General features: G+C 30.6%; 30 protein-coding genes. 6 read left to right on the forward strand and 24 right to left on the reverse strand.

The window, feature by feature from the left end:
- Together rpsP and ffh are read right to left on the reverse strand one after the other, a co-directional pair.
- Positions 1-325 (reverse strand): 30S ribosomal protein S16 (gene rpsP, locus AMN70_RS02020; protein WP_075501343.1); only part of this gene is annotated, 325 nt, incomplete at its 3' end.
- A gap of 13 nt (positions 326-338) precedes the next feature.
- Entirely contained in the window at positions 339-1,697 is a 1,359-nt protein-coding gene (ffh, locus tag AMN70_RS02025; protein ID WP_075501344.1) for a signal recognition particle protein, read from the reverse strand.
- 161 nt (positions 1,698-1,858) lie between these two features.
- Between ffh and dapF the strand changes: the two genes are divergently transcribed.
- Both dapF and ftsY read left to right on the forward strand, forming a co-directional pair.
- Positions 1,859-2,683: a diaminopimelate epimerase gene (gene dapF, locus AMN70_RS02030; protein WP_075501345.1), complete on the forward strand. Its 825-nt coding sequence runs from the start codon at positions 1,859-1,861 to the stop codon at positions 2,681-2,683.
- Positions 2,683-3,600 carry a signal recognition particle-docking protein FtsY gene (ftsY, locus tag AMN70_RS02035; RefSeq protein ID WP_075501346.1) on the forward strand — a complete coding sequence of 306 codons (918 nt, stop codon included), beginning with the start codon at positions 2,683-2,685 and terminating at the stop codon, positions 3,598-3,600. Before dapF ends, ftsY begins: the two co-directional genes overlap by 1 nt.
- Here ftsY and AMN70_RS02040 read toward each other — a convergent pair.
- The 21 genes from AMN70_RS02040 to hspQ all read right to left on the reverse strand — a co-directional run bounded on the left by AMN70_RS02040 (position 3,593) and on the right by hspQ (position 21,742).
- Positions 3,593-4,156 (reverse strand): hypothetical protein, encoded by a 564-nt coding sequence (locus AMN70_RS02040; RefSeq protein ID WP_075501347.1) that lies wholly within the window; start codon positions 4,154-4,156, stop codon positions 3,593-3,595. The two genes, ftsY and AMN70_RS02040, sit on opposite strands and share 8 nt — an antisense overlap.
- Positions 4,157-4,205: 49 nt before the next feature.
- On the reverse strand, positions 4,206-5,024 hold the full coding sequence (locus tag AMN70_RS02045; RefSeq protein ID WP_075501348.1) for an alpha/beta hydrolase: 819 nt from the start codon (positions 5,022-5,024) through the stop codon (positions 4,206-4,208).
- Complete coding sequence (locus tag AMN70_RS02050; RefSeq protein ID WP_075501349.1) at positions 5,008-5,913, reverse strand: DMT family transporter; 906 nt, start codon at positions 5,911-5,913, stop codon at positions 5,008-5,010. The genes AMN70_RS02045 and AMN70_RS02050 overlap by 17 nt, the downstream gene beginning before the upstream one ends.
- A gap of 11 nt (positions 5,914-5,924) precedes the next feature.
- Positions 5,925-6,101 (reverse strand): hypothetical protein, encoded by a 177-nt coding sequence (locus tag AMN70_RS05650; RefSeq protein WP_179850370.1) that lies wholly within the window; start codon positions 6,099-6,101, stop codon positions 5,925-5,927.
- A gap of 4 nt (positions 6,102-6,105) precedes the next feature.
- On the reverse strand, positions 6,106-7,434 hold the full coding sequence (locus AMN70_RS02055) for an amidase (RefSeq protein ID WP_075501350.1): 1,329 nt from the start codon (positions 7,432-7,434) through the stop codon (positions 6,106-6,108).
- A 7-nt stretch (positions 7,435-7,441) separates the two neighbouring features.
- Positions 7,442-8,803 (reverse strand): TRAP transporter large permease, encoded by a 1,362-nt coding sequence (locus tag AMN70_RS02060; RefSeq protein WP_075501351.1) that lies wholly within the window; start codon positions 8,801-8,803, stop codon positions 7,442-7,444.
- Complete coding sequence (locus tag AMN70_RS02065) at positions 8,793-9,383, reverse strand: TRAP transporter small permease subunit (RefSeq protein WP_179850330.1); 591 nt, start codon at positions 9,381-9,383, stop codon at positions 8,793-8,795. The genes AMN70_RS02060 and AMN70_RS02065 overlap by 11 nt, the downstream gene beginning before the upstream one ends.
- A gap of 87 nt (positions 9,384-9,470) precedes the next feature.
- The gene (locus AMN70_RS02070) at positions 9,471-10,625 is read right to left on the reverse strand and encodes a TRAP transporter substrate-binding protein (RefSeq protein ID WP_075501353.1); all 1,155 of its coding nucleotides are present in this window, start codon (positions 10,623-10,625) and stop codon (positions 9,471-9,473) included.
- Between the two features lie 118 nt (positions 10,626-10,743).
- Positions 10,744-11,697, reverse strand: a complete 954-nt coding sequence (locus tag AMN70_RS02075; RefSeq protein WP_075501354.1) for a 2-hydroxyacid dehydrogenase — start codon at positions 11,695-11,697, stop codon at positions 10,744-10,746.
- A gap of 15 nt (positions 11,698-11,712) precedes the next feature.
- On the reverse strand, positions 11,713-13,086 hold the full coding sequence (locus tag AMN70_RS02080; RefSeq protein WP_075501355.1) for an FAD-binding oxidoreductase: 1,374 nt from the start codon (positions 13,084-13,086) through the stop codon (positions 11,713-11,715).
- Between the two features lie 39 nt (positions 13,087-13,125).
- A complete protein-coding gene (locus AMN70_RS02085; protein WP_075501356.1) occupies positions 13,126-14,292 on the reverse strand; it encodes a pyridoxal phosphate-dependent aminotransferase in 1,167 nt (388 codons plus the stop codon).
- A 12-nt stretch (positions 14,293-14,304) separates the two neighbouring features.
- On the reverse strand, positions 14,305-15,456 hold the full coding sequence (locus AMN70_RS02090) for an alpha-hydroxy acid oxidase (RefSeq protein WP_075501357.1): 1,152 nt from the start codon (positions 15,454-15,456) through the stop codon (positions 14,305-14,307).
- Positions 15,456-16,607 (reverse strand): alpha-hydroxy acid oxidase, encoded by a 1,152-nt coding sequence (locus tag AMN70_RS02095; RefSeq protein WP_075501358.1) that lies wholly within the window; start codon positions 16,605-16,607, stop codon positions 15,456-15,458. The genes AMN70_RS02090 and AMN70_RS02095 overlap by 1 nt, the downstream gene beginning before the upstream one ends.
- A gap of 9 nt (positions 16,608-16,616) precedes the next feature.
- On the reverse strand, positions 16,617-17,120 hold the full coding sequence (locus AMN70_RS02100) for an acyloxyacyl hydrolase (RefSeq protein ID WP_075501359.1): 504 nt from the start codon (positions 17,118-17,120) through the stop codon (positions 16,617-16,619).
- Positions 17,121-17,146: 26 nt separating this feature from the next.
- Positions 17,147-17,509, reverse strand: a complete 363-nt coding sequence (locus AMN70_RS02105; RefSeq protein WP_075501360.1) for a cytochrome c-type biogenesis protein — start codon at positions 17,507-17,509, stop codon at positions 17,147-17,149.
- Complete coding sequence (locus AMN70_RS02110) at positions 17,506-18,024, reverse strand: DsbE family thiol:disulfide interchange protein (protein ID WP_075501361.1); 519 nt, start codon at positions 18,022-18,024, stop codon at positions 17,506-17,508. The genes AMN70_RS02105 and AMN70_RS02110 overlap by 4 nt, the downstream gene beginning before the upstream one ends.
- On the reverse strand, positions 18,021-19,895 hold the full coding sequence (locus AMN70_RS02115) for a heme lyase CcmF/NrfE family subunit (protein ID WP_075501362.1): 1,875 nt from the start codon (positions 19,893-19,895) through the stop codon (positions 18,021-18,023). The genes AMN70_RS02110 and AMN70_RS02115 overlap by 4 nt, the downstream gene beginning before the upstream one ends.
- On the reverse strand, positions 19,896-20,315 hold the full coding sequence (ccmE, locus tag AMN70_RS02120) for a cytochrome c maturation protein CcmE (RefSeq protein ID WP_075501363.1): 420 nt from the start codon (positions 20,313-20,315) through the stop codon (positions 19,896-19,898). It abuts the gene before it with no gap.
- A gap of 10 nt (positions 20,316-20,325) precedes the next feature.
- Entirely contained in the window at positions 20,326-20,532 is a 207-nt protein-coding gene (gene ccmD, locus AMN70_RS02125) for a heme exporter protein CcmD (RefSeq protein ID WP_256998025.1), read from the reverse strand.
- A gap of 17 nt (positions 20,533-20,549) precedes the next feature.
- A complete protein-coding gene (gene ccmC / locus AMN70_RS02130) occupies positions 20,550-21,257 on the reverse strand; it encodes a heme ABC transporter permease CcmC (protein WP_075501365.1) in 708 nt (235 codons plus the stop codon).
- A 164-nt stretch (positions 21,258-21,421) separates the two neighbouring features.
- Positions 21,422-21,742 carry a heat shock protein HspQ gene (gene hspQ / locus AMN70_RS02135; protein ID WP_075501366.1) on the reverse strand — a complete coding sequence of 107 codons (321 nt, stop codon included), beginning with the start codon at positions 21,740-21,742 and terminating at the stop codon, positions 21,422-21,424.
- Between the two features lie 89 nt (positions 21,743-21,831).
- Here hspQ and AMN70_RS02140 point away from each other — a divergent pair, with 89 nt between their 5' ends.
- On the forward strand, positions 21,832-22,383 hold the full coding sequence (locus AMN70_RS02140) for a septation protein A (RefSeq protein WP_075501367.1): 552 nt from the start codon (positions 21,832-21,834) through the stop codon (positions 22,381-22,383).
- Positions 22,376-22,720 (forward strand): DUF2794 domain-containing protein, encoded by a 345-nt coding sequence (locus AMN70_RS02145; RefSeq protein ID WP_075501368.1) that lies wholly within the window; start codon positions 22,376-22,378, stop codon positions 22,718-22,720. The genes AMN70_RS02140 and AMN70_RS02145 overlap by 8 nt, the downstream gene beginning before the upstream one ends.
- A gap of 2 nt (positions 22,721-22,722) precedes the next feature.
- On the opposite strand, the gene AMN70_RS02150 is transcribed toward AMN70_RS02145, so the two are convergent.
- On the reverse strand, positions 22,723-23,484 hold the full coding sequence (locus AMN70_RS02150) for a Bax inhibitor-1/YccA family protein (protein WP_075501369.1): 762 nt from the start codon (positions 23,482-23,484) through the stop codon (positions 22,723-22,725).
- Between the two features lie 81 nt (positions 23,485-23,565).
- Here AMN70_RS02150 and AMN70_RS02155 point away from each other — a divergent pair, with 81 nt between their 5' ends.
- Both AMN70_RS02155 and AMN70_RS02160 read left to right on the forward strand, forming a co-directional pair.
- Positions 23,566-24,603, forward strand: a complete 1,038-nt coding sequence (locus AMN70_RS02155; RefSeq protein ID WP_075501370.1) for an NADP(H)-dependent aldo-keto reductase — start codon at positions 23,566-23,568, stop codon at positions 24,601-24,603.
- Positions 24,594-25,106 (forward strand): invasion associated locus B family protein, encoded by a 513-nt coding sequence (locus tag AMN70_RS02160; RefSeq protein WP_075501371.1) that lies wholly within the window; start codon positions 24,594-24,596, stop codon positions 25,104-25,106. Before AMN70_RS02155 ends, AMN70_RS02160 begins: the two co-directional genes overlap by 10 nt.

The following is a 25,106-nucleotide window of genomic DNA, read 5'->3' on the forward strand; positions in this document are numbered from 1 at the left end:
TAGCATCATCAGACCCTTCTTTTTTTCTATCTTTTTTTGGAATAGCTTTTTGAGGATTATTACCATTAGCAGGCATTGGCATTAACTCATTTTCGCCCAAGATTCTTGCTACTCTTGTAGTTGGTTGTGCACCTTGGCCTAACCAATATTTAATTCTTTCTGCCTCTAATCCTATTCTATCCTTTTTTTCTTTAGGTAATAGAGGGTTAAAAAAACCAACTTTTTCTATAAATCGTCCATCTCTTGCAAAACGACTATCAGCTACAACGACTTTGTAGACTGGTCTCTTCTTCGTTCCACCTCTTGATAATCTAAGTTTTAACATTTACTCTCCTTTTTTATTTTAATTGATTAAATAATTCTGGAGGTATTCCTTTATCAGACATACCTTTCAGATTTCCTTTCGACATCTTTCTCATCATTTCAGACATCATTTTAAATTGTTTTAACAATTTATTGATAGTGGCTGGATCAGTTCCAGAACCATTAGCAATTCTTTTTTTTCTAGAACCGTCAATTAATTTTGGGTTCTCTCTTTCTTTTTTTGTCATCGATAAAATTATAGCCTCGTTTTTTGTAATAACGCTCTCATCAATACCAGCCGCATCCATTTGAGATTTTATTTTTGAAACACCTGGCATAAAAGACATTACGCCTTCGATCCCACCCATTTTTTTCATTTGTCTTAATTGAATTAAATAATCTTGCATTGAGAATTGTCCTTTTTTTAAATTTTCTTCTGTTTTTTTAATATTTTCTTCTCCAAGATCTTGGGCTGCTTTTTCAACAAGAGAAACAATATCTCCCATCCCTAGAATTCTGTTGGCGATTCTATCTGGATGAAAAACCTCAAGATTTTCAATTTTTTCACCAATACCTAAAAATTTTATTGGAACCTGTGAAACAAATTTCATACTAACAGCAGCTCCACCTCTGGCATCCCCGTCTGCTCTTGTTAAAATAATTCCAGATAAATTTACTGTATTATTAAATTCTTTTGCTACTGATGCAGCTACTTGTCCAGTAAGCGAATCTGCAACTAAAAAGATCTCCGCAGGTTTAATAGTATTTTCGATTTGTTTGATTTCACTCATCATCTGCAAATCTATTTGTGTTCTACCAGCAGTATCGAATAAGATGATATCAGCACCATTTAAATTTGCTGCACTAATTGCTCTTTGACAAATATCACTAGGTTGCTGACCTTCAATTATTGGGAGGGTTAAAATATTATTTTGTTCACCTAAGGACTTTAATTGTTCTTGGGCAGCTGGTCTATAAATGTCTAAGCTAACCATCATTACCTTCTTTTTTTTTGTAATCTCTAAATATCTTGCAAGTTTAGCAGTTGTGGTTGTCTTACCAGAGCCTTGTAGCCCAACTAACATCATTGGCACTGGTGGAACAGCATTTAAATTTAAATCATTATTTTTTTCGCCTAAAAGATTTACTAATTCATCATAAACAATCTTCACTACCATGTCCCCAGGAGATGTTGATCTGATAATTTCTTGTCCTAAAGCTTTAGGTTTAACTTTTTCAATAAAATCTTTAGCAACTTCAAGAGACACATCGGCTTCTAATAAAGCTTGTCTTATACCTCTTAAACCTTCATCAACCTGATTTTCATCAAGTGATGGAGCTTTTTTCAAAGAGGAAAAAACTTCCTCAAATTTATTTGTTAAATTTTCAAACATTTTTATTTCACACAGCAGTAATCGCACTAGTGGGCGAACCCTCGCTGACTAATGTCGATCTCTTTGTTTCCAAAGACACCGCAAATTTAATGTTTTTGCGGAAACTGCCACAAACTATAATAGAGGTTCAAAAAGTCAATAAATAAGTTAAATAACTATATATGGACTTCAAAGCATTTAAAATGGATGGATTAGGTAATGATTTTGTAATTATCGATAATAGACAAAAAATTATCAATCTAACAAAGGATCAAATAGTTAAAATTTGTGATAGAAATTTTATTGGCTGCGATCAGCTAATATTTATAGAGTCAGATAGTTCTGCAGATGCTAGTTTGAGATTTTTTAATTCAGATGGGGGAGAGTCTGGAGCGTGTGGGAACGGAACAAGATGTGTTGCAGATTTAATTTCAAAAGAGAAAAATGATAAATCAATAATTTTAAATACATTATCTGGAGAATTAAAATCTAAAATATTAGATAAAAAAATTGTTATAACTGAAATTGGTAAAGCAAGATTGAAATGGAATAAAATTCCTTTATCAAAAGAAATGGATACAAAAAATTTAGAAATTAAAATTATTGATAGAAATAATAACGAGCATATAGGTGGCACAGCAATTAATGTTGGTAATCCACATGTTGTTTTTTTTGTAAAAAAGATTGAGGATTTTGATATAGAAACTGTTGGCCCTGATATAGAAAATCACGAATTATTCCCTGAAAAATGTAACGTTACAATTGCTCAAGTTATCGATAAAAATTTAATCAAAGTAAAAGTATGGGAAAGAGGAGCTGGTCTCACTAAAGCGTGTGGAACTGCAGCATGTGCTACAGCATATGCTGGTAAATTAAATAATCTTACAGAAAATAAAACTGATATAGAATTTTCAACTGGAAAATTATCAATTTTAATAGATGAAAATAATTCAATTCATATGAGAGGACCTGTCTCAGATATTAAGGAAATTAATATAAAATTATAATGGGTATCTTTGATAAATTTAAAATTGGATTTCAAAAGAGTGCATCTGCTTTCACATCTGGACTTAAAGAAATAATTATCAAAAAAGAAATTAACGATGAAAATTTAAATAAAATTGAAGAATTTTTAATTCAATCAGATGTTGGGGTTGAGGCTGCCTCTGAAATTAAAGAAATAGTTTCAAAAAAGAAAATTGATCCCAAAAAAGAATTAACTAAAGAAATAAATTCTATTTTAAAAGAATATATAATTTCATTGATGAAACCTTTAGAGCATAATTCTTTTTTTGAAAAAAAAGAAAAACTTAATGCAACTTTGATTTCTGGAGTGAATGGAGTAGGTAAAACAACAACTATTGGTAAAATAGGGAAAATATTAAAGACTAACGGTAATAAAGTAATGTTCGCAGCTTCAGATACTTTTCGAGCTGCTGCAATTGAACAATTAGAAAATTGGGCAAATAAAGTAGATGTTCAAATAATAAAGTCGTCCCAAGGCGCAGATCCGGCCTCTGTTGCTTTTAAGGCAGTGGATGAAGCCATTAAAAACAATTTTAATCAAGTTTTAATAGATACAGCAGGAAGACTTCAAAATAAAAAAAATCTAATGGAAGAATATAAAAAGATAGCTAATGTCACAAAAAAAATAGATCCCAACGCACCGCACAATGTTATTTTAGTTTTAGATGCAACATCGGGGCAAAATGTATTAAATCAAGTCGAAGAATTTAATAAGATTATACCAATAACAGGTATTGTGATGACAAAATTAGATGGTACAGCTAAAGGAGGAATTTTGTTAGCATTGGCGAGGAAATATAAAATTCCAATTATCGCACTAGGCTTAGGTGAAAAAGAAGATGACCTGCAGTTATTTGAAGCAGAAAAATTTGCAGAAGCTTTTACTCAAATTAATTAATTAAATTGCTAGAAATCAAAGGTTTATAGATATTACACTTGTAATTATCATTAAATTTATAATGACCACAATCTTTAGAAAATGAAGAGATTATAAAATCAAATTTACCAGTGGTATGATAAAGTTCTAGTTTTTTACTACTGATATCATATTTAAAATTAGCATTTAAACTTTTTACGGCGCTAATCATTACTAATGTTTTGTCATCTTTTAATAAATAATATGCAAAATCATCAGGAAATACTGGGAAATCATATTCTTGTAAAAAATATTTAGCTTGTGAAGGAAACCACTCATAAGAAATTAAAGGTGAAGAGGACTTTGTTAAATGATTATAAATATAAAGATCTTTCGGGTAATCATTAATATAGTTATCATTTTCGCCTCTAGCTAAAATAGATTTTTCTCTACCTTTAAAATATAAGCTAAATTCTTTGTTATGGGAGTCCATATGATCTATGTGAAACAAATCATCTGGTTGAAAAAATTCATCTTGTGAATAAGCATTATTAATTAAAATAAATAATACAGTAAATAAAAAAGATATTTTTTTCATTATCTTTTAATAAATTTTAATTCTGAAATATATTTGTTGAGATTGTGGCTTAATTTAAACTTTTTAAAAATGAGTTAAGGGCTTTAACAAGGTTTTCATCGTACTCCATCATATGATTGTCATGTTTGGTGAAATAAGAATATTTTGGTTCATTTGCTTTTTCATACATTTTTTTTCCCATAAAAAATGGAACTATTTGATCAGCCTCACCATGCATTATTAAAATTGGAACTTTTATATTCTTAATTTTGCTTTTATTATCAAATTTATCTTTTAACAATAAACTTACAGGTATGTATGGATAAAATATTTTTGCTGCATCAATCATAGAAGTAAAAGGAGTTTCCAATACAACGCCAGCAAAATTTTTATTTTGTGATAAATGAATTGCAACTCCAGTTCCTAATGACTCGCCATAAATGACAATGTTTTCCTCTTTGACACCTTTTCCAACTAACCAATTTATTGCACTGCTTCCATCTTCATAAAGACCTTTTTCAGATGGTTTACCTTTATTGCCACTGAAACCTCTCCAGGCAATTATTAAAAAATTAACATCCATTTTATGGATATGGTTTAATTTATGAATTCTATTTTCAAGAGAGCCAGCATTTCCATGAAAATATAAAACTGTCTTATATTTTTGTAAGTCTTTTTCATGAAACCAGCCCAATAATTCAATATTATCCTCTGTATTTATTTTTACTTTTTCTATGGGGACTGATATTTGATCACCGGAATAATTATTTTCATTCGGATGATATAATAAATTTCTCTGATAAAAATATAAAAAAACTAAGATTAAAAAATAAACAAAAATAACTATTTGAAAAAATAACAACAATTTATTCCTAAACTTTTTTAACATTTTTTTTCTTTGCTAAATATATGCCAAAAAACACTAAGATCGTTCCTATAAAATGGTAATTCTCAAATTGTTCATCAAATAAAAAATACCCGTAAATTGCTCCATATACTGTAAAAACATAAAGAGTAAATCCTGTCAAAGATGCGCCTAATTTTTTTTGAGCAACAGTATAAAGCGTAAAAGCTATTATTCCTGGTGAAATCGCAGCAAAAATTACCCAAAAATAAAATTCAGGTATAAAAACTGTTTCTTTATAAAATATTTCTTCACCAATATAGAATGGTAATAAACTTAAAGCTCCAAAAAATGATATTAAAGTAAATCTTTCAAAAATTTTAAGTTCTGAATTCCAGTAAAATAAATAAATAGAATATAATGCCCATCCTATTGCGGCAGCCAACATCCACAAATCACCAATTGTAAATTGTAAATTAATTAATAAATTTAAATCTCCTTTAATGATAATTATAAAAACTCCTATTAAACACGTAATTAATCCAATTATTTTTGTTAAATTCATTTTTTCGTGAAAGAAAAAGTATGAAATCAAGATTATAAATATTGGTGAAGATGTATAAATGATTCCCATGTTCGTTACAGTTGTAGTTTCGCCAGCCAAAAATGGAAAGGCTCCACATACTCCACATCCCATAGATCCTAAAAAAAATAATTTTTTGTATTCCTTTTGAATGATTTTAAAATTTTTTTTTAATGTTATGTAAGTAAAAGGTAATAATATAAAAAAAACTAGTGTCCATCTCCAAAAAGCTAATGATATTGGAGGGACAAAATCAACTCCACCTCTTGCTACAACAAGATTACTGGCCATGAAAATTGGTTGGATAAATAATAATGAGAATGAAAAAAAATTTTTTTTCGAATTATTCAATTTAAGATTAATTAACTTTTATCGAAGAAGGCTTCGTAAATCATCATTATGATAGCAGTGCCCATTAACAGATAAACAGGTATCACATCTAAAAATCCGATCATCATTGATCTGGTAAGAGTGGTTGCTAGACCAATTAAAAAGAAAACGGCAAAAGATAAACCTATTATTGTTGTTATTTTATTCATACAATTATTCTTGACACTCCTTTTCTAACCAATTGGCAACACCTAAAAATCTATGATCATCATATTTGTTACCAATTAATTGTACTCCTAATGGTAGATTATTTTCACCCTCAAGTAAAGGCAGCGAAATACATGGTGTGCCTAGATATGACCAGACTTTATTAAATTCTGCTGTTCCAGTGCTCTTCAATCCTTTAGGGGCAACACCGGGACTAGAAGGGGATAAAACTCCATGATAATCTTCAAATACTTCTTCATATGACTCGTAACTTCTTTTCATGAAGTCAATCGCTTCAGCATATTCTTTTGCAGTATATTTATTCCCATTTGAAATAGCGTCTTGCATATACTTAGAAAGTTTCTTCTTAAATTTTTTAAAGTAAACAGAAAAATTATTAGCCAAGTCTGTTTCGTGAATAATCTGATGATATTTGTGTATATCTTTAAAATATGAGGGTGTATCAAATATATCAATATTTTTTTTAAAGGATTTGATAAAATATTCAAAAGACTCTCGTGATTTTTTATCAATTATTTTCCAATGATCAGTTTTATAAAAAATAAATTTAGGTTCAAAAATTGGACCTTTCTTCGTTTCAGTTAAAATATTGTCGGTAGAATAATGAATTGTAGCTGCATCATATTTATCTTTCTTAATTAATACCTTTGCTAACATAGCCACATCTTCAACTTTACGTCCAAACATACCAATTTGATCTAAGCTGTATGAAGTTCTTAAAACTCCATTTCTTGAAATAAGCCCATAACTTGGTTTATAACCGACGACACCACAATAAGATGCTGGTCTAATTACAGATCCTCCTGTTTGAGAGCCAATAGAAGCTGGGGCCATAAATGAAGCAACCGAGGCTGCAGATCCGCTAGATGAACCACCTGGTGTTCTATTTTTATCATGAGGATTAGTTGTGGCTGGAGGCCCTAAATAGGCAAGTTCTGAGGTTGCTGTTTTGCCCATAACAATTGCTCCTGATGCATGAAGCAAATCTATTATTTCTGCATTTTGAGAATATGATTTTCCTTTCCTAATTACAGTTCCACATTCTGTGGGCATATCAACAGTACCGATAATATCTTTTACCGCTATCGGAACTCCATGCAATAATCCTACTGGTTTTCCTGATCTTCTATGATCATCAGCCTCAGTTGCTTTTTCTAGTAAAACTTTTTTATCAAAATGAGCCCAGGCCTTAACATCTTTTTCAAACTTATTAATTCTTTCTATATATTTTTCACAAACTTCAACTGATGAAAGCTCAGCATCTTTTATTTTTTTTGCTAGTTCATCAAGACTTAAAGAAAATATATCTGTCATTTAAAACTTAATTTGCAAATAATGTCTCTGGTAACCAAAGTGCTATTCCTGGGAATAGATACATTAAAACCATCGCTAAAATTACAATTCCTAAGAAAGGCATTATTCCTCCAAAAATTTCCATAAGTTCAACATTCTTTGATTGAACTCCTTTCAGATAATAAGCTGACATTGCCATGGGGGGTGTCAGAAATGAGGTTTGTAAATTTAATGCGATTAACATTGCAAAAAAATATGGATTTACACCAAAGAACTCAACTAATGGTAAAAAGATTGGTACAAATATAATTAATATCTCAGTCCACTCTAGAGGCCATCCCAATAAAAATATAATTAATTGGGTAATTACTAAAAACTGCCAAGGCTGTAAATTTAACGATTTGAAAAAATGTTCAAAAACTTCATGACCACCAAGGTATGAAAATACTGAGGCAAATGTCCAAGAACCAATAAATAACCACATAATCATTGCTGTTGTTTTTGCCGTAAGAAAAACTGACTCTTTAAAATTTTTCCATTTAAGAGTTTTATAAAAATATGAAAGCACTAATGAACCAAATGCACCAACAGCTGCAGCTTCTGCTGGAGTTGCTATACCTGCTAGTATTGTTCCTAAAACTAGAATTATTAAAGAAAATAAAGGTAGGAAAGAAACTAAAACTTCTTTCATAATTACCGCAGTAGGAGGTATCTCCTCAGCTGCAGGTTTTGGCGCTATTGATGGATTCATCCAGGCCCTAAATACTGCGTAACCAATATAAAGTCCTGCTAGCATCAATCCTGGAAAGATTGCAGCTGCAAACAATCTTAAAGGAGATAATTGCGCAATTACAGAATAGACGATTAACATAATGCTAGGTGGAATTAAAATTCCTAAGCAACCACCTGAACAGATAATTCCAGATGCAAATTTTTTATCATAACCAGCTTTAATCATTGCTGGCCAAGCAAGAAGACCCATTAACGTTACTACTGCTCCTATGATACCCGTAGCAGTAGAGAATAATGCACAGGTAATTAATGCAGCAACTGCCATTGAAGCTGGAAGTTTGTGAGATGCTAGTCTTATTGCAAAAAATAATTTTGCTACAATACCAGCTCTTTCAACTAAATATCCCATAAACAAAAAGAGGGGAACTGCGGTCAATACGTTGTTATCCATTACAGTATAAGTATTTTGAACAAAAAGTTGGAATATCCTATTATCAAAGAGATGCTCCATCTTAGTAGGATCAAAGTAAGCGTAGTATCCAAAACCTAAACCCATTGCCATTAAAGTAAACGCAATAGGAAAGCCTAGTAGAACGGCAAATAGAAATATCCCCATCATCATAATTGCTACTTCTGGATTTGTTAAACTAAATAACATCTTCTTTGTTTCCTTCTTGTGAAGTTCTCATTAATACTTTTTCAGTTTCCTCAGCGTCGCGCTCTGTACCTCTTTCAGGCCAACTACCTGTTTGAATACAAATGATACATCTAAATACCTCACCAATTCCTTGGAGTGTTAAAAGCGTTCCAGATAAAGGTATTAAAGATTTTGCCATATAAATTTGAATTTGTGCAGGACTATTCCAACTTGTTTCTTTAATCTTCCACGCAAGTGCTGCATATTCATAACCATAAAAGGCTAATGCAATGACACCAGGAAAAAAGAAAATAAAATATAAAACTACATCTATCCAAGCTTGCGTTCTTTGAGAAAATAACCTGTATATAACATCTCCTCTTACATGAGCTTCAGTGCATAAAGTATAAGCTCCTGCCATCATAAAAATTGCACCATACATCTGAAGACTAAAATCGAAATTCCATAAGGTTGGGGCATTTAAAGCATATGCCATAAAAACTTCATAACATGTTCCACCCATCAAAATTACTATACACCATGAGAATGCTTTACCCATTGAGACACTCAATCGATCAGCGAATTTTATATAAGATCTCATCATAGATATAAACTTTTATTGAATTGTTATGGATTAATCAAATAAAAAGGGGGCCGAAGCCCCCTCATTAAAATTTGTAAAAGTTAATTATATCTTAACTTTTCCAATTGGACCAAACTCATTTTCATATGCAAGTTTGTAATTAGGCTGATTCATCAGCAAGTACTTCATTACTCTCTTCGCATAAGCTTTTTGAGAATCAACAATCTTCTTAAAGAAAGGATCTTTCTTATTGAAGTCGCCAATTACTTTGTCCCAACCTTTTAATTGTTGAGCTAAAATCTCATCTGAAGTTTGGTAAACATTTACTTTATGCTCATTCATTAACTTAGCTAAGTCAGCTGAGTATCTTACTAAAGCTTTAAAGTAGTTATCACTGTTTGCAGCATAAGCAGCATTTTTCAATATTGCTTGGTGTGCAGGTGATAAACTATTATATGTTTTTTTGTTAACTGGTATTTCAAACATCTCTTGAGATTGGTGGAAGCTTCCTAAGTGATAGTGCTTAGAAACGTCTTGCATACCAAATTGAGAGTCTGAAGTTGGGTTGTTAAACTCAGCAGCTTCAATCAAACCAGTTTTCATAGCTGGCTGAATTTCACCACCTGGCAATTGTCTAACTACCATTCCCATTGCAGTTAAAACGTTAGTCGCTAGACCAACTGTTCTGTACTTCATACCTTTAACATCAGATACTTTAGTTACGTTCTTTTTGAACCAACCAAAAGGCTGTGCTGGCATAGGCATATGGAAAAAACCAATGTAGTCGAAACCTACTTTTGCAAGAGTTTCGTCATATAGTTTTCTTCCTCCACCATACTCCATCCATCCCATAACTTCTTGAGATGACATACCGTATGAAGGACCAGTTCCAAATAATGATGCAGCTGGATTTTTACCATACCAATATGCTGTCACCCAGTGACCCATATCAACTACACCAGAACTGACTGCTTGTCCGATTTCTGAAGTCTTAACAACTGCTCCAACCGGTTGAAGATCAATCTGAAGCGAACCTCCAGACATTTCCTTAACCATGTTACAATAGTCACCAGCCATTTCAAAAAAGATGTTAGCTCCACTAGGCCATGCAGCTTGCATCTTCAATGTTGTTGCAGCATTTGCCTTAACATAAGGCATTGCAACAGCGGCTGCAGCTAAAGCACCAGTCTTAGCAGCAGTCTTAAAGAACTTACGTCTTGAAGATGTTTTCACCTTCAATGATTTATTTTCTTTAGTCATTATTTCTCCTATTAAAGTTAATTAACTCCCATAATTAAAGCACAGAATGACATTAGAGTCTTTCTAAAAACAAACTGATGTGTCGCAGGAATATAATTTTTTACAATCTATAGTAGAATTAATTTACTTTGTTTTTACAATTTCCAGTTTTGAAAAACTCATCAATATTATCAATAGCTAAATTAGCCATGGCAATTCTAGTATCTTTAGTAGCACTTCCTAGATGAGGTAAAATAAATGCAGATTTTATTTTACGATAACCAGGATTTAAATTTGGCTCATTTTTATAAACATCTAATCCAACCGCATAAATCTTTCTTCTATTTAATGCATCTATTAGAGCATCATCATCAACAATATCCCCCCTTGCAACATTAGTAATAACTGCTCCTTTTGGAAAAAATTCAACTGTTTCTTTGTTTATCATGTTTTCGGTCTCTTTTGTTGCCGGACAACAAATTGACAAAACATCAGAAACAGAAAAAAGACTCTTAACATCTTTATGGTAAATAGCTCCAAGTTCTTTCTCATCACTTAATTTTGATCGATTATGGTAATGAATTATCATCCCAAATGACCTTGCTATTTTTGCAATTTTTTGACCTATTCTTCCCATTCCTAAAATTCCTAGTCTTGTTCCAGTTAATTGTTTTCCGATTAAATAGTCTGCTGACCATTTCCAACCACCCTCTCTAGCAGACTCGATCCCTTCAGCCGCTCTTCTACAAGCACCTAATATTAATAATATTCCTATTTCAGCTGTGGCGTCAGATAAAACTTCAGGAGTGTTTGTTACCGCAATACCTCTTTTTTTAGCAGCTTCTAAATCTATATTACCAAAACCAACTGCAAAGTTTGAAATAATCTTAATTGTGTCTGGCAATTTATCAATTGTTTCCTTATCCATCTTGTCCGTTAGTGATGTTAATATACCATCACAACCCTTACTCATTTCAATTACTTTTGAATGAGAATACAACTCATCGTTAGAATTGAATATTGGCTCAAAAGTTTTTGAAGCTTTATCTTCACTATCTTTAATTAATTTTCTTGTTATCAAAATTTTTTTCATATGATTTCTTTTAGACTAGTTAAGATCGAATATCTTGCCTGGATTCATTATATTGTTCGGATCTAAAGTTCTTTTGATTGATTTCATTACTGGGATATTATCAGGATGTTGTTCTAGTAAATACTCCTTTTTATGGAGCCCTACACCATGTTCGCCTGTAATAGTTCCATTAAGTTCTAACGATTTTTTTATTAGTGTATCATTAAAAGATCTAATTTTGTTGTAACTTTCTTTTTTTTCTGGATCAAAAGGTAATATCACATGAAAATTCCCATCACCCATATGACCTACCATTGGAGCTCTAACTCCAAATTTTTCTGCTTGCTCTTCTGCAAATTTTACACATTCTGTAATCTTTGAGATAGGAACACATACATCAGTTGAATATACTCTACCATTGTTGATTAGAGCTTTGACTGAGTAATATACATCCCACCTTGCCTTCCAAATTTTATTTCTCTCCTCTAAATCTTTGGCCCACTTAAATGAGCTACCCTTGTTGTCTTTTGATATTTCCTCTACAATTTTTATATTTTCATTATTAGAAGTTTCAGATCCATGAAATTCAAAAAATAAAGTTGGTACTGCCTGAATGTCTTTTAGTTTCGAATAATTTATACTAATTCCCATTTGTTCTTTATTAAGCATCTCAATCCTTGCTATTGGTACACCATACTGAATAACTTGTTGAGCTGTCATGACAGCATCTTCTAAAGTAGGAAAATGGCAAACAGCACTCATAATACTTTCTGGTATTGGAGATAGCCTTAAATGAACCTCAGTAATAATACCTAAAGTTCCCTCTGATCCAATAAATAGATTTGTTAAATTATAACCTGCAGATGTTTTCTTAGTTCTGCCACCAGTTTTTATAATATCACCGTTTGGCAAAACTACCGTAAGACCTGAAATAACTGTTTTCATGGTCCCATATTTTACAGCCATTGTACCTGACGCAGAAGTCGAGGCCATTCCACCTAAAGCAGCATTTGCTCCTGGATCAATTGGAAAAAAAACTCCATCCTCTCTTAAAAACTCATTCAATTGTTCTCTTGTGACACAAGCTTGAACTCTGCAATCGAAATCTTCAACATTAACATTTAAAATTTTATTCATTTTCTCCAAACAAATAGTTATACCATTCTTGTTACCTACAACGTTTCCTTCCAAAGAAGTTCCTGTTCCAAATGGAACAACAGGTATTTTGTGCTCATTACATAATTTAAGTATTTTTGAAACTTCTTCATTGGTCTCTGGAAAAACTACTGCCTGAGATAAAACTGGATCATAGGTATCTTCTCCTCGAGCATAATTAGCTCTGGCAGACTCGGAGGTAGAAAATCTACCATTAAGCATTTTTTTTAGTTCCGCTTGGACTTGTTCATTCATATTTTAGAATATTATAAAAGAATTAGAAAAAAATAAATCTTATTTACTAAGCATTTTCTTTATATTTTCTAGCGCTTGAGAAATATTATCCCTAGAGGCTGCAAAACTAAATCTAACGTAATTTTGGCAAGTTTCACCAAAGGCTGAACCTGGTACAATTGCTACTCCGGCTTCATGCATTGCCTTCCTTGCAAATTCTGCGCCATTCATCCCGGTACCAATTACTTTTGGAAAAGCATAAAAAGCTCCTCCAGGTAAACTACACTCTACACCTGGTAAGTCATTTAAACCTTTATGAATTAAATCTCTTCTTTGAGTGAATTTTTCCATCATTTCGTTAATAGAGTCATCTGGACCATCTAATGCAGCAATTCCAGCAAATTGAGCTGCAGCATTTACACAAGAAACACTATTAATTAATAATTTATTAACATGTTCAATCAAGTGTTGTGGCCAAAAACTCCAACCAAGTCTCCATCCTGTCATTGAATAAGCTTTGCTCCACCCCTCTAAAACTATCAACCTTTCTCTTAATTCTGGATAATAAAAAAAAGAAGGCATTTCTTTATCATCAAAAATTTGTCTACTATAAATTTCATCACTTAAGATTGTTACATGAGGATGTTTTTTCAAACCATCAGCTAAAAAATCAATATCTCTTTTCTCAACAAAACTTCCAGTTGGATTATTTGGATTAATTAAAATTAATAATCGAGTCTTATCAGTAATTAAAGATAATATTTTATCAGGATTGAATTTAAGATCTTTATCTTCTGTTAAATCATATGGAACAGATTTTGAACCTGTGTAATTAATCATCGATTCATAAATTGGGAAAGCTGGTGTAGGGTGTATAATTTCTGCTCCTGGTTCGCCAAAACATTGTATAGCATAATGCATTGTCGGTTTTCCACCGGGCATAATAAGTATTCTTTCAGCATCAACATCAACATTGTAACGTTTTTTTATCCATCTCGTTACCGCTTGACGACATTCGGGAATACCATTTGACATAACATATCCATGATGTCCATCATCCAGTGCTTTTTTAGCAGCTTCTACTACATGTTTTGGAGTTTTAAAATCTGGTTGTCCCAATCCTAAGTGGATCATAGGTTTTCCTTGAGCTTCTAATTTCTTTGCTTCAGCAAGAACCGTAAATGCAGACTCCGTTCCTAATCTTTCTAAACTTTTAGCCAGTTTCATATTTTTTCCTCTTTATTTTCTATAGATTAATTTTGAACTATTCAACTCTTTTAAGTTCTTACACCCCATTAAAACCATATTTCTATTTATTTCATCGTGCATAGTTTTAAGCAAATGTTCAACACCTTGTTGACCTCCTGCGGCCAAAGAGAACAAAAACATTTTTCCAAAACTACAAGCTTTTGCTCCTGCAGCTATGGCTTTTAATACATGCGTTCCTCTTCTTACACCTCCATCAAGAATAATTTCAAGCTTGTCCCCTACAGCATCTGAAATCGCTTTTACTTGATCAAATGGAGACCTGGATCCGTCAAGTTGTCTTCCACCATGGTTTGAAATCATTATAGCTGTACACCCTATATCTATTGCTCTTCTTGCATCTTCAACTGACATTACTCCTTTTAACGCAAAAGGACCGTTCCATTTTTTTACACAATATTCAGCATCCTTCCAGTTCATTGCTGGATCGTATTGTTCATTAATATATTCAATAACTGATTTAGCAATATTAGTCCCTTTGTCAGTTTTAGTGGCAACATTCGCTAACTTAAATTTACCATGAGTAAGATAATTAAACACCCAACTTGGATGAAATGCAAAACTCATCAAACTTTGTAAAGTTAATCTTGGTGGAGTTGTAAAACCAGTTCGGTGATCCCTTTCTCTATTACCTGCAACTAAAGTATCAACTGTTAAGCACATCCCATCAAATCCTGATCTTCTACAACGATCTATCAAATCATTAGTGATGGATTGATCTTTATGCACATAAAGTTGAAATAATTTTGGACCACCAGAGATATTTGAAATCTCTTCTATCGTATTATTTGCCATTGTAGACATACTATAAAATGTTCCAAATTTATCTGCTGCTTTAGCTGAAGCTTTGTCACCATCATGATGATAAAGTCTTTGCATAGCACATGGTGATAAAAAAATTGGCATATCAATTTTTTTGCCAAAAATAGTTGTAGATAAGTCTGGTTTTCCAACACTTGCTAAAACATTGGGAACTAAGTCACAATCCTCAAAAGAGTGTGTATTTCTTTTAAGGGTTACTTCATCATCAGCACCACCATCAATATAGTGGAATATTGGTGAAGGTAATTTTTTCTTTGCAAGTTTTCTGAAGTCTTGAAAGTTATAACAATTTTGTAGACTCACTATCTTCTAAATCTTAAGTTATTTCTATTCAAATCCGATATTTTCGTACATCCCATTAATTTCATATCTCTAACTAATTCAGATTTATAAAGTTCCAAGGCTCTTTCAACACCTGGTTGACCAGCTGCAGCTAGAGCATAGAGATAAAGTCTTCCACCAGAACAAGCTTTTGCGCCAAGCGATAACGCTTTGAGCATATGAGTGCCTCTATGAATTCCTCCTTCACATATAACATCAAGTTTATCTCCAACAGCATCAACAATTTCTGCAAGTTGATCGAATGGTGATCTTGATCCATCAAGTTGACGCCCACCATGATTTGAAACCATTATACCAGTGCATCCTATATCAACTGCTTTTTTTGCATCCTCTACACTCATAATACCTTTAAGTGCAAAATGCCCTCCCCATTGAGAACAAAGTTTTTCCGCATCTTTCCAATTCATAGATTGGTCCAACATAGTGGAAAAATAATTTCCAATAGAAGAGTTTGTGCTTGTGCCCTCTTTCACAAAATCTTGTAGATGTGGCAATTCAAATTTTCCTTTTGTTAAATAGTTTATTCCCCACATTGGTTTTGTTGCAAAACTAAATAAACTAGACAAAGTTAACTTTGGTGGGGATGTAAAACCAGTTCTTAAATCTCTTTCACGATTTCCTCCTGTGATAGTATCAACTGTTAAAGCCATTACATCAAATTTAGCTGCTTTAGCTCGCTCCAGACAAGAGTCGTTTAAACCTCTGTCTTTATGAAAATAAAACTGAAACATTTTAGGCGTATCAATCATAGATGATATTTCTTCAACGCTAACTGTTGCTAAGGCAGAAACACCAAACATTGTATTAAATTTTTTAGCTGCTTTTCCTACAGCTCTTTCACCATCATAATGGAATAATCTTTGGAGAGCAGTTGGCGATAAATAAAAAGGTAAATCTAATTTTTTACCAAAAATTGTTGTTGATAAATCAACATTTTCGACACCTCTTAAAACATTCGGAACTAAATCAACATCATCAAATGCACTTGTATTTCTAGCATATGTGATTTCATCATCTGCTGCACCATCAATATAATGAAAAATTGGTGAAGGTAGTTTCTTTTTAGCTAGTTTTCTAAAGTCACTAAAATTATGGCAATCATTCAAATTCATGAGCCTATTTTAAAAATTTTTTATGAAATTGAACATGTAACTATTTGCTCCAGGGTTTTTATCTCCAAGGCTAGCATTTGATACATGGTTATAGGAAACACTTAAACTCGACCTCTCTGAAGCAGCATAGGATAATTGAACCTCGGATTTAAATTCTAACACATGACCCAAATCTTTACCATCTCCTTCATGATATAGTCCAGGTGCAAAACTTGGAGTTAATGTTAATCCTCCCATATCTACATTCCATTCAACTCCAGTATAAATATAGGCAGCAGAATTCTCTGTTAAAAAGCCACCTGTAATTGGAGATACGTTTCCTAGAAAAGTGGTCCTATTTAAGTTTTCATTTTGATGTTGAAAACCAACTAAAATAGATTTTTGTTTATGATCACTAAAATCAAAATTACCTGTAAAAAAATTTAACTGATGTTCATTTGTCTTAACTTCTTCAGCAAAAGTTAAGTTAAAAGACGACATAATTATTATTAAAATTAAAATTATTTTTTTCATATTTACTTATCTTCTTAACAGATTATTTAATAATTTTTATTTGTTTTTTTCAATATTATTGCACCACCAAATAAGAAGATCAATAGAGGTAAAAACCATAATAAATAAGTATTTTTATTTAATTTTGGATCATATAAAATCCACTCTCCATATTTTCCAGACAAAAAATTATAAATTTGATCTTCAGATAAACCTTCATCTATTTTTTTATTAACTACAATTTTTAAACTATTAGCAAATTCTGAATCTGAGTCATAAACAGATTGACCTTGGCAAATTAAACATCTCAAATTTTTGGTTATCTTAGTTTGTAACTCAAATTCGTCAGCCTTTAATTGAGTTAAGTTTGAAAATAAAACTAAAATTAAAATAATTTTAAGTATCTTCATTTTAAAAAACTTTCAATGTCCTTCATTGTTTTAGTATTAAGCGGGCCAATTATTCTTTTTATAATTTGGTTTTGATGAATTAAAAATGTTTCAGGGACTCCGTAAGCTCCCCATTCAATTGCGATTGTACCATCTTTATCAACTAAAATCTTATTATATGGATTTCCTAATTCTTTAATAAATTTTTTAGCATTTTCATAGTTATCCTTATAATTTAAGCCAATTATTTCTAAATTATTAATTTTACTTAAATTAACGAGAAACATATGTTCATCCTTACAAGGCACACACCAAGACGCCCAAATGTTGAACAAGTAAAATTTGTTTTGATTAAAAATATCTTCAGAATTTATTATTTCCTTCTCAAAAAAATTTATTGAAGAAAAATAAGGAATATTTTTTTTTAACTCGCTTTTTGGCTGATAAAAATTTGGCTTTTTTAATCCTTTATAAAAAATTACAAACAAAAAAATAAAAGAAATAATTGTTAATGAATAAATAATCTTATTTTTCATTCGATCCTTCTTGTAAAAAAACTTAAAATTCCACCTGCAGAAATCAATAATACAGATACCCATATCCAGAGCATGAAAGGTTTTACTTGATATCTAATATTAAAATATTCCTCATCTTTAACTGTATTCATAGTTATAAATTTATCATTAAAAAATGTGGTTTTAATATCAGCTTCACTAGTTATGATGTTTGGTTGATTATAAATTCTGAGCTCAGGTTGCAATTTATCTTCTAGATCATTTTCCTTGATAGAAAAATATCCTTTAAAAGATATATAATTTTTTTCTTCAAATTTTTTCAAATCGTTAAAGATTATTTGAAATTTATTATTGTCAAATTTTTCACCTACTTTTAAATTTGTTATTATTTCACTTGAAAAAATATTGTTAAATAAAATACTAAGAATTAAAAGACTAAATCCAAAATGCGATAAATTTTGAGAAGTATTTTTAAATTTTTTTGAAAAAAAATCTCGAATATTTACAAGAAATAAATATAGAGCACTTCCAATCAATACAGTGTTGATTAAAAGATTAACATTTAATTTTTTTATAATTAGAAAAGATATCAACATAGATATTATAAAAATTACAACCAAATAAAATTTTCCAATGATTTCTGACTTTATCCATTTTAGTTGGGGACCAATTGCCATAAAAATTAAAAACGGAATTAAAAAAGGAGCAATTAATTTGTGATAAAAAGGTGGGCCAACAGAAATTTGTTCAGATGATAATACATCTAAAAATATTGGATAAATAGTCCCAACTAAAACTACAGATAAAAAATACATCATAAACCAATTATTAATTAATAATGATGTCTCTTTGCTAATTATAGAAAAAGAAAATGATTTATCTTTTTCTAATTTATGAAAAGCAAAAAAAATAAATAAAGAAATAAAAATCAATATGAATAAAAAAGTTAATATATATAAACCTCTTTCAGGGTCATTAGCAAAAGTATGAACTGAATTTAAAATTCCAGAACGTACTAAAAATGTTCCACACATACTTAGTGTAAAAGTGGTTATTGATAAAATTATAACCCAAGAACTTAAAGAAGACCTTTTTTCTAAAACTAAAATACAATGCAATAAAGTCGTAAGTGCTAGCCATGGCATTAATGAAACGTTTTCGACTGGATCCCAAAACCAGAAACCTCCCCATCCCAACTCATAATAAGCCCAGATTGATCCTAACAAAATTCCTAAAGTTAAAAATATCCACGAGGCCAGTACCCAATTTTTAATATGCACAGCCCAAGTTTTTGAAATATAATTCAATGTAGTTGCTGCAAGAACACTAGAGAAAATAATTGAAGAACCAACGTAACCTAAATACAAAATTGGAGGGTGAATAGCTAAAGCAGGGTCTTGTAAAATTGGATTAAGACCCATTCCTTCTTTTGGTACTGGGAATAAATAATTAAATGGGTTAGATGATTTTATTAAAAAAATAAAAAATCCAATAATTATTATTTGTTGAAAAAGTACAGTCAATATTCTATATTTTTTTAACAATTCTCTTGATTTGATCAAAAATATAAAAATAAATAAAGTTAAAACTAATAACCATAATAACAAACTCCCCTCATGGTTACCCCAGGTACCTACTATCTTATAGAATAAAGGTTTTGTGGTATGAGAATTATTAAATACAGTTTCATTACTGAAATCTGAATAAATAAAAGAAAAAATTAATCCTAAGAAACTTATAAAAACTAAAAATAATTGGATAAATGAAAAAGTTATTATTTTATAATCTAATATTTGTTTATCTTTAAAATTTTTAATTGAGAAGAAAAAGATTGGTAAAGAAGAAACAAATCCTAGAAGAAGAGCATAATATCCTAAAGAACTATATAACATTTATTTTTCTCCTATAGCCTCTTTTACCTCTGGCGGCATATAATTTTCATCATGTTTAGCCAGAATTTTTGAAGCTTTGAAAAAAGATCTATCCTTTAAAAACCCTTCAGCAACTACTCCTTTGCCTTCAGAAAAAAGATTAGGCACAACTCCAGAATAAGTAACATTAATTTCATTTTTAAAGTCTGTTATTATGAAATTTATTTCATTACTTGATATATCTATAGAGTTTTTTTTAACCATACCACCGATTCTAATTTTTTTATTTTCTAGTTCTCCTAATTCTTTTACATCTGAGGGAGATTTAAAATAAACTACATTTTCCTCTAAAGATTTTAGAACTAAATAAGTTGATAAAATTAAAGATAAAAAAATTAAAACTATAAAAAAAAATCTTAATTTAACTTTTTGACCATACATGGTTTAAAAGTTAAATGCTCTGGCTGCTAGATAAAATTTCTTTATTGATAATTCGAGATCTTGCAACTTCAGCTTTTTTAGAATCTAGGTTTCCGTATTTAGACACAAATTTATTTCTTTCTTTAATATATTGAATTTTAATCACTACATATAAAGTTAAAAAACTTAAAAATGTAAAAGAAAATGAAGACCAAACATAAATTCCGTATCCATTCATATGTAACAGTTCATTAATCATAATCTGTCTAAGCCTTTATTTTTAATTTTTATCAGTTCTGTATTATATTTCATTAAAAAAATCAGCAAAGAAAATAGAGTAAATGCCGCAGTCATTATTAGTAATGGAAATAACATTGAGGGATGAATTGAGGTTTTGGATAATAAGTTTATCGAAGCGGGTTGGTGTAAAGTATTCCACCAATCAACAGAATATTTTATAATTGGTACATTAATAATTCCAAAAATAGTTATGATAGTTGTTATCTTAAAAACATTCTCTTTATCTGCATAAATTCTCCATGCAATCAAATACATCAGATAAAATAAAGCCAAAATTAACATCGATGTAATTCGTGCATCCCATGCCCACCAAGTTCCCCACGTAGGTTTCCCCCATATCGAACCAGTAACTAAAGCAATGATATTAAAAACTAGCCCTGAGGGAGCTAAACTTTTTGCGATTAAAAATAAGTGTTTGTTTTTAAAAATAAATCCACTTAGTGATAACAAGGTTATAGAGGAAAAAATTCCTAATGAAATCCAAGCTGCAGGTACATGTACATACATTATTCTGACAGAATGACTTTGTTTGTAATCCTCTGGAGATAGAATTAAAGACTCAACTAAACCTAAAAAAAACACCACAATGAATAATGCCATTACATACTTTGGTGCTTTTGATGTAATTAAAAATATTCTGTTTGGTTCTAAAAATTTAAACATAGTTTATTTTAGGATTGTTTTAGTACGAAAAATATATCTGATCAAGAATGTAGAGGGAGATAATGTTTAGGGGTAAATTTAACACTCCTGATCAGATAATCAGAATAGATTAATTTAAGTCTATGTCTAAGATTTGAACTAAATGTGTTTAAATAATGTATTTCTTAATTTGAAGGCTTAAAATAACTAGACCCTTTTTTACCTGAAAAAATCTCTTCTATCAGAGGATGTTTAATCGGCTCATCAGAGTCATCAATTAAAAGGTTTTGCTCTGATACATATGCTTCATATGTTATTTCATCATTCTCGGCTAATAAATGATAAAACGGCTGATCTTTTCTGGGTCTTACATTTTTTGGAATTGATTGATACCACTCTTCTGAATTATTAAATTCAAAATCAACATCGTGAATTACACCTCTGAATTCAAAATGCTTGTGCTTTACGATATCTCCAATTGAAAATTTTGCTTTTTGTACTGACATTGCTTTTAATATGGAGATTTAAAATTAAAAATCAATAAGAAAAAATATAAAGTTTTTATGAAGAGCCTAATTATGTTAATATCTTTTAAGTGAATAAATCTTTTTTTAAATTTCTCACAGATTTTGGACCTCTTGCAATATTTTTTTTATACTACTATAGGAATGATAAAGATATCTCTATAGCGATACCCCCACTAATAATTGCGACATTAATATCATTAATTATCGTTTGGATTTTTGAAAAAAAAATACCTCCAATGCCTTTATTGAGTGGAATCTTAATAACTTTTTTTGGAGGATTAACTATTTATTTCAATGATCCAATATTTATTTACATAAAACCGACTATAATTAACATTATGTTTGCACTTGCTTTATTTTTTGGAAAGTACTTTACCAAAGAGCCGATCTTAAAAAAGATTATGGGTAAATCAATACCTTTAACAGATGTTGGTTGGGAAATACTTAATAGAAGATGGATGTTTTTTTTCTTTGGGCTCGCTTTACTAAATGAATTTGTATGGAGAACTCAAACAGAGGAATTTTGGGTCAATTTCAAAGTTTGGGGAATGCTTCCAATAACAATTATTTTTACTGGTTTTCAAATTGGTTTAATCAATAAATATAAAATAAATGAGTAGTAACTTAAAGTTAATCATCAACAACAACCATAAAATAATAGAAGATAAATATTTTTTTGAAAAAGAAGAATTAAAAATAATATTAGACTTGTATGCTAAAATGGTTTCGGAGGGATCTTGGAAAGATTATGGTTTAAATATATCAAGCAGACAAGTCGGATTTAGTGTGTTCAAAAATGCTGCAGAAAACGCACTTTATAAAATTTGTAAAAATTTCAAGCCTAAAAGTAAAAATCTAAAATATTTAATTACTGATACAAATGGTAAAATTTTAAAAAATTCACATGATTTGAGTTTGTTACTTAAAAATACAAACTGGAAAAAACTTAAAGACTAAAATTATCTTCTTTGACCAAAAAGTCTTAAGAGCATAATAAATAGATTTATGAAATCAAGATAAAGAGTTAAAGCTCCCATTACAGCTTTTTTACCCATTAGTTCCCCAGAATCTGAGGCTGTATACATATTTTTAATTTTTTGAGTATCATATGCAGTCAGTCCCACAAATATCAAAACTCCTAAAATTGAAATCACAAAGTACATCATTGTCGATTTCATAAAAATATTAACTAATGAAGCAATTATAATTCCAATTAGTCCCATCATCAAAAAAGATCCTAATTTAGTAAGGTCTCTTTTGGTAGTGTAACCATATATACTCATTGCACCAAATGTTGCAGATGTAATGAAAAACACTCTTGTTACGCTCATACCAGTGTAAACTAATAAAATTGAAGACAAAGATAACCCCATTAGAGCTGCAAAAATCCAAAAAGTAGTTTGAGCTTTCGATGCACTCATCTTATTTATTCCAAAACTCATATAAAAAACAATTCCTAGCGGAGCTAACATTACCAGCCACTTCAATCCTGATAAATAGATGGCATTACCAATTTGTGTTAATCCCACAATGGATCCAGAGGCATCTGTAACAACTGACCATTTGAATGTTAAGAGTGCGATTATTCCAGTAAGCAAAATACCAGTTGCCATATAATTATAAACTTTAAGCATGTAGGCTCTTAAACCTTCATCTGTTACCGCAGTTTCTTGTGCTGCAGCTTTAGCTCTTGCAAGTATTCCTTTTTTGTCAAATTCCATATTGGCAAAATATATAGTCTTTTACTAATTATTCAAGATGCCTTAAAAGATTGTTAAATAAAATTTACATAAAAAACCTAAATGAATTACAAAAAATTAGGAAATACTGATCTAGATGTAAGTACAATTTGTCTCGGTACAATGACTTGGGGAGAGCAAAATACTGAAGCTGAGGGATTTGATCAGATGAATTATGCATTAGATAAAGGAGTAAACTTTTGGGACACAGCAGAAATCTATTCAATTCCTCCAAGAGAAGAAACTTTTGGTAGCACAGAAGAAATTATAGGTAATTGGTTTGAAAAAACTAAAAATAGAAAAAAGATAATTCTTGCTTCTAAAGTATGTGGACCAATGCGAGAGTATGTTAGAGGGGGCGGTAACCAGTTCGGTAAAAAAAATATAACTAAAGCTTTAGAAGGAAGTCTAAAAAGATTAAAAACTGATTACATAGATTTATATCAACTTCACTGGCCAGAAAGAAATACAAATTTTTTTGGAAAATTAGGTTATGAACACGAAGATGATGGTGAATGGACAAAGTTTGAAGATATTTTAGAAAATCTGAAGAAATTTATAGATCAAGGAAAAATAAGATATATTGGATTATCAAATGAAACACCTTGGGGTTTATCAAAATTTTTAGAAATATCTGAGGATAAAAGTCTTCCAAGGATGCTATCAGTTCAAAATCCCTACAATCTTCTTAATAGAACTTATGAAGTTGGTCTTGCAGAAATGTCTGTTAGAGAAAAAGCTGGATTACTTGCTTATTCACCACTCGCATGTGGATATCTCTCGGGAAAATACAGAAATAATCAATTACCTGAAAAGTCTAGGATAGCGTTACATAAAGACTTCTGGACTAGATACAATAAACCTAACTCCGGAAAAGCTATAGATGCTTATTATGAAATATCACAAAAACACAATTTAGATCTAGCACAAATGAGTTTAAAATTTTTAGAAATTCAACCCTTTGTTACTTCAGTAATCATCGGTGCCACAACAATGGAGCAGTTGAAAACTAATATAGAAAGTGTAAATATAAATTTAACCAAAGAAATTATTAATGAAATTAATGAGATACAAAAAATTTATCCAAACCCATGTCCATAACTAAAAGAATTATTATTTTATTTTCAGTTACTATTTTGTTTTTTCTATCAACTGCTCAAGCACAAGACCTAAAACAAATCGGTAAGTATAAAGATTGGAAAACTATGATTTTAGTTGAACCAACTGGCACTGTTTGTTTTGCACAATCTTCTCCTGTTTTACAAGCTCCAAAATCTAATAAAAGAGACGCTAGATTATTTGTTACTTTTAGGCCAAGTGAAAAAATTACTGATGAAATAAGTGCAAGCTCTGGGTATGAATTTAACAAAAATAATTCTGTAACAGCTACTTCAGGAAAAAATAAAATAAAATTTGATATTATACAACAAGGCTTTGCTTGGATAGCTGATAATAAAATTGAAAAAAAAATGGTTAAAGTTATGAAAAAAGGATCTCGAATTATGATCACAGGATATAACCAAAAAGGATCACAAACAATAGACCATTACTCCCTTTTAGGTTTTACAAAAGCTTACAATGCTGCAAAAACAGCTTGCAGCTAA

It is taken from the genome of Candidatus Pelagibacter communis (assembly GCF_001179925.1).
Classification (GTDB): domain Bacteria; phylum Pseudomonadota; class Alphaproteobacteria; order Pelagibacterales; family Pelagibacteraceae; genus Pelagibacter; species Pelagibacter ubique_E.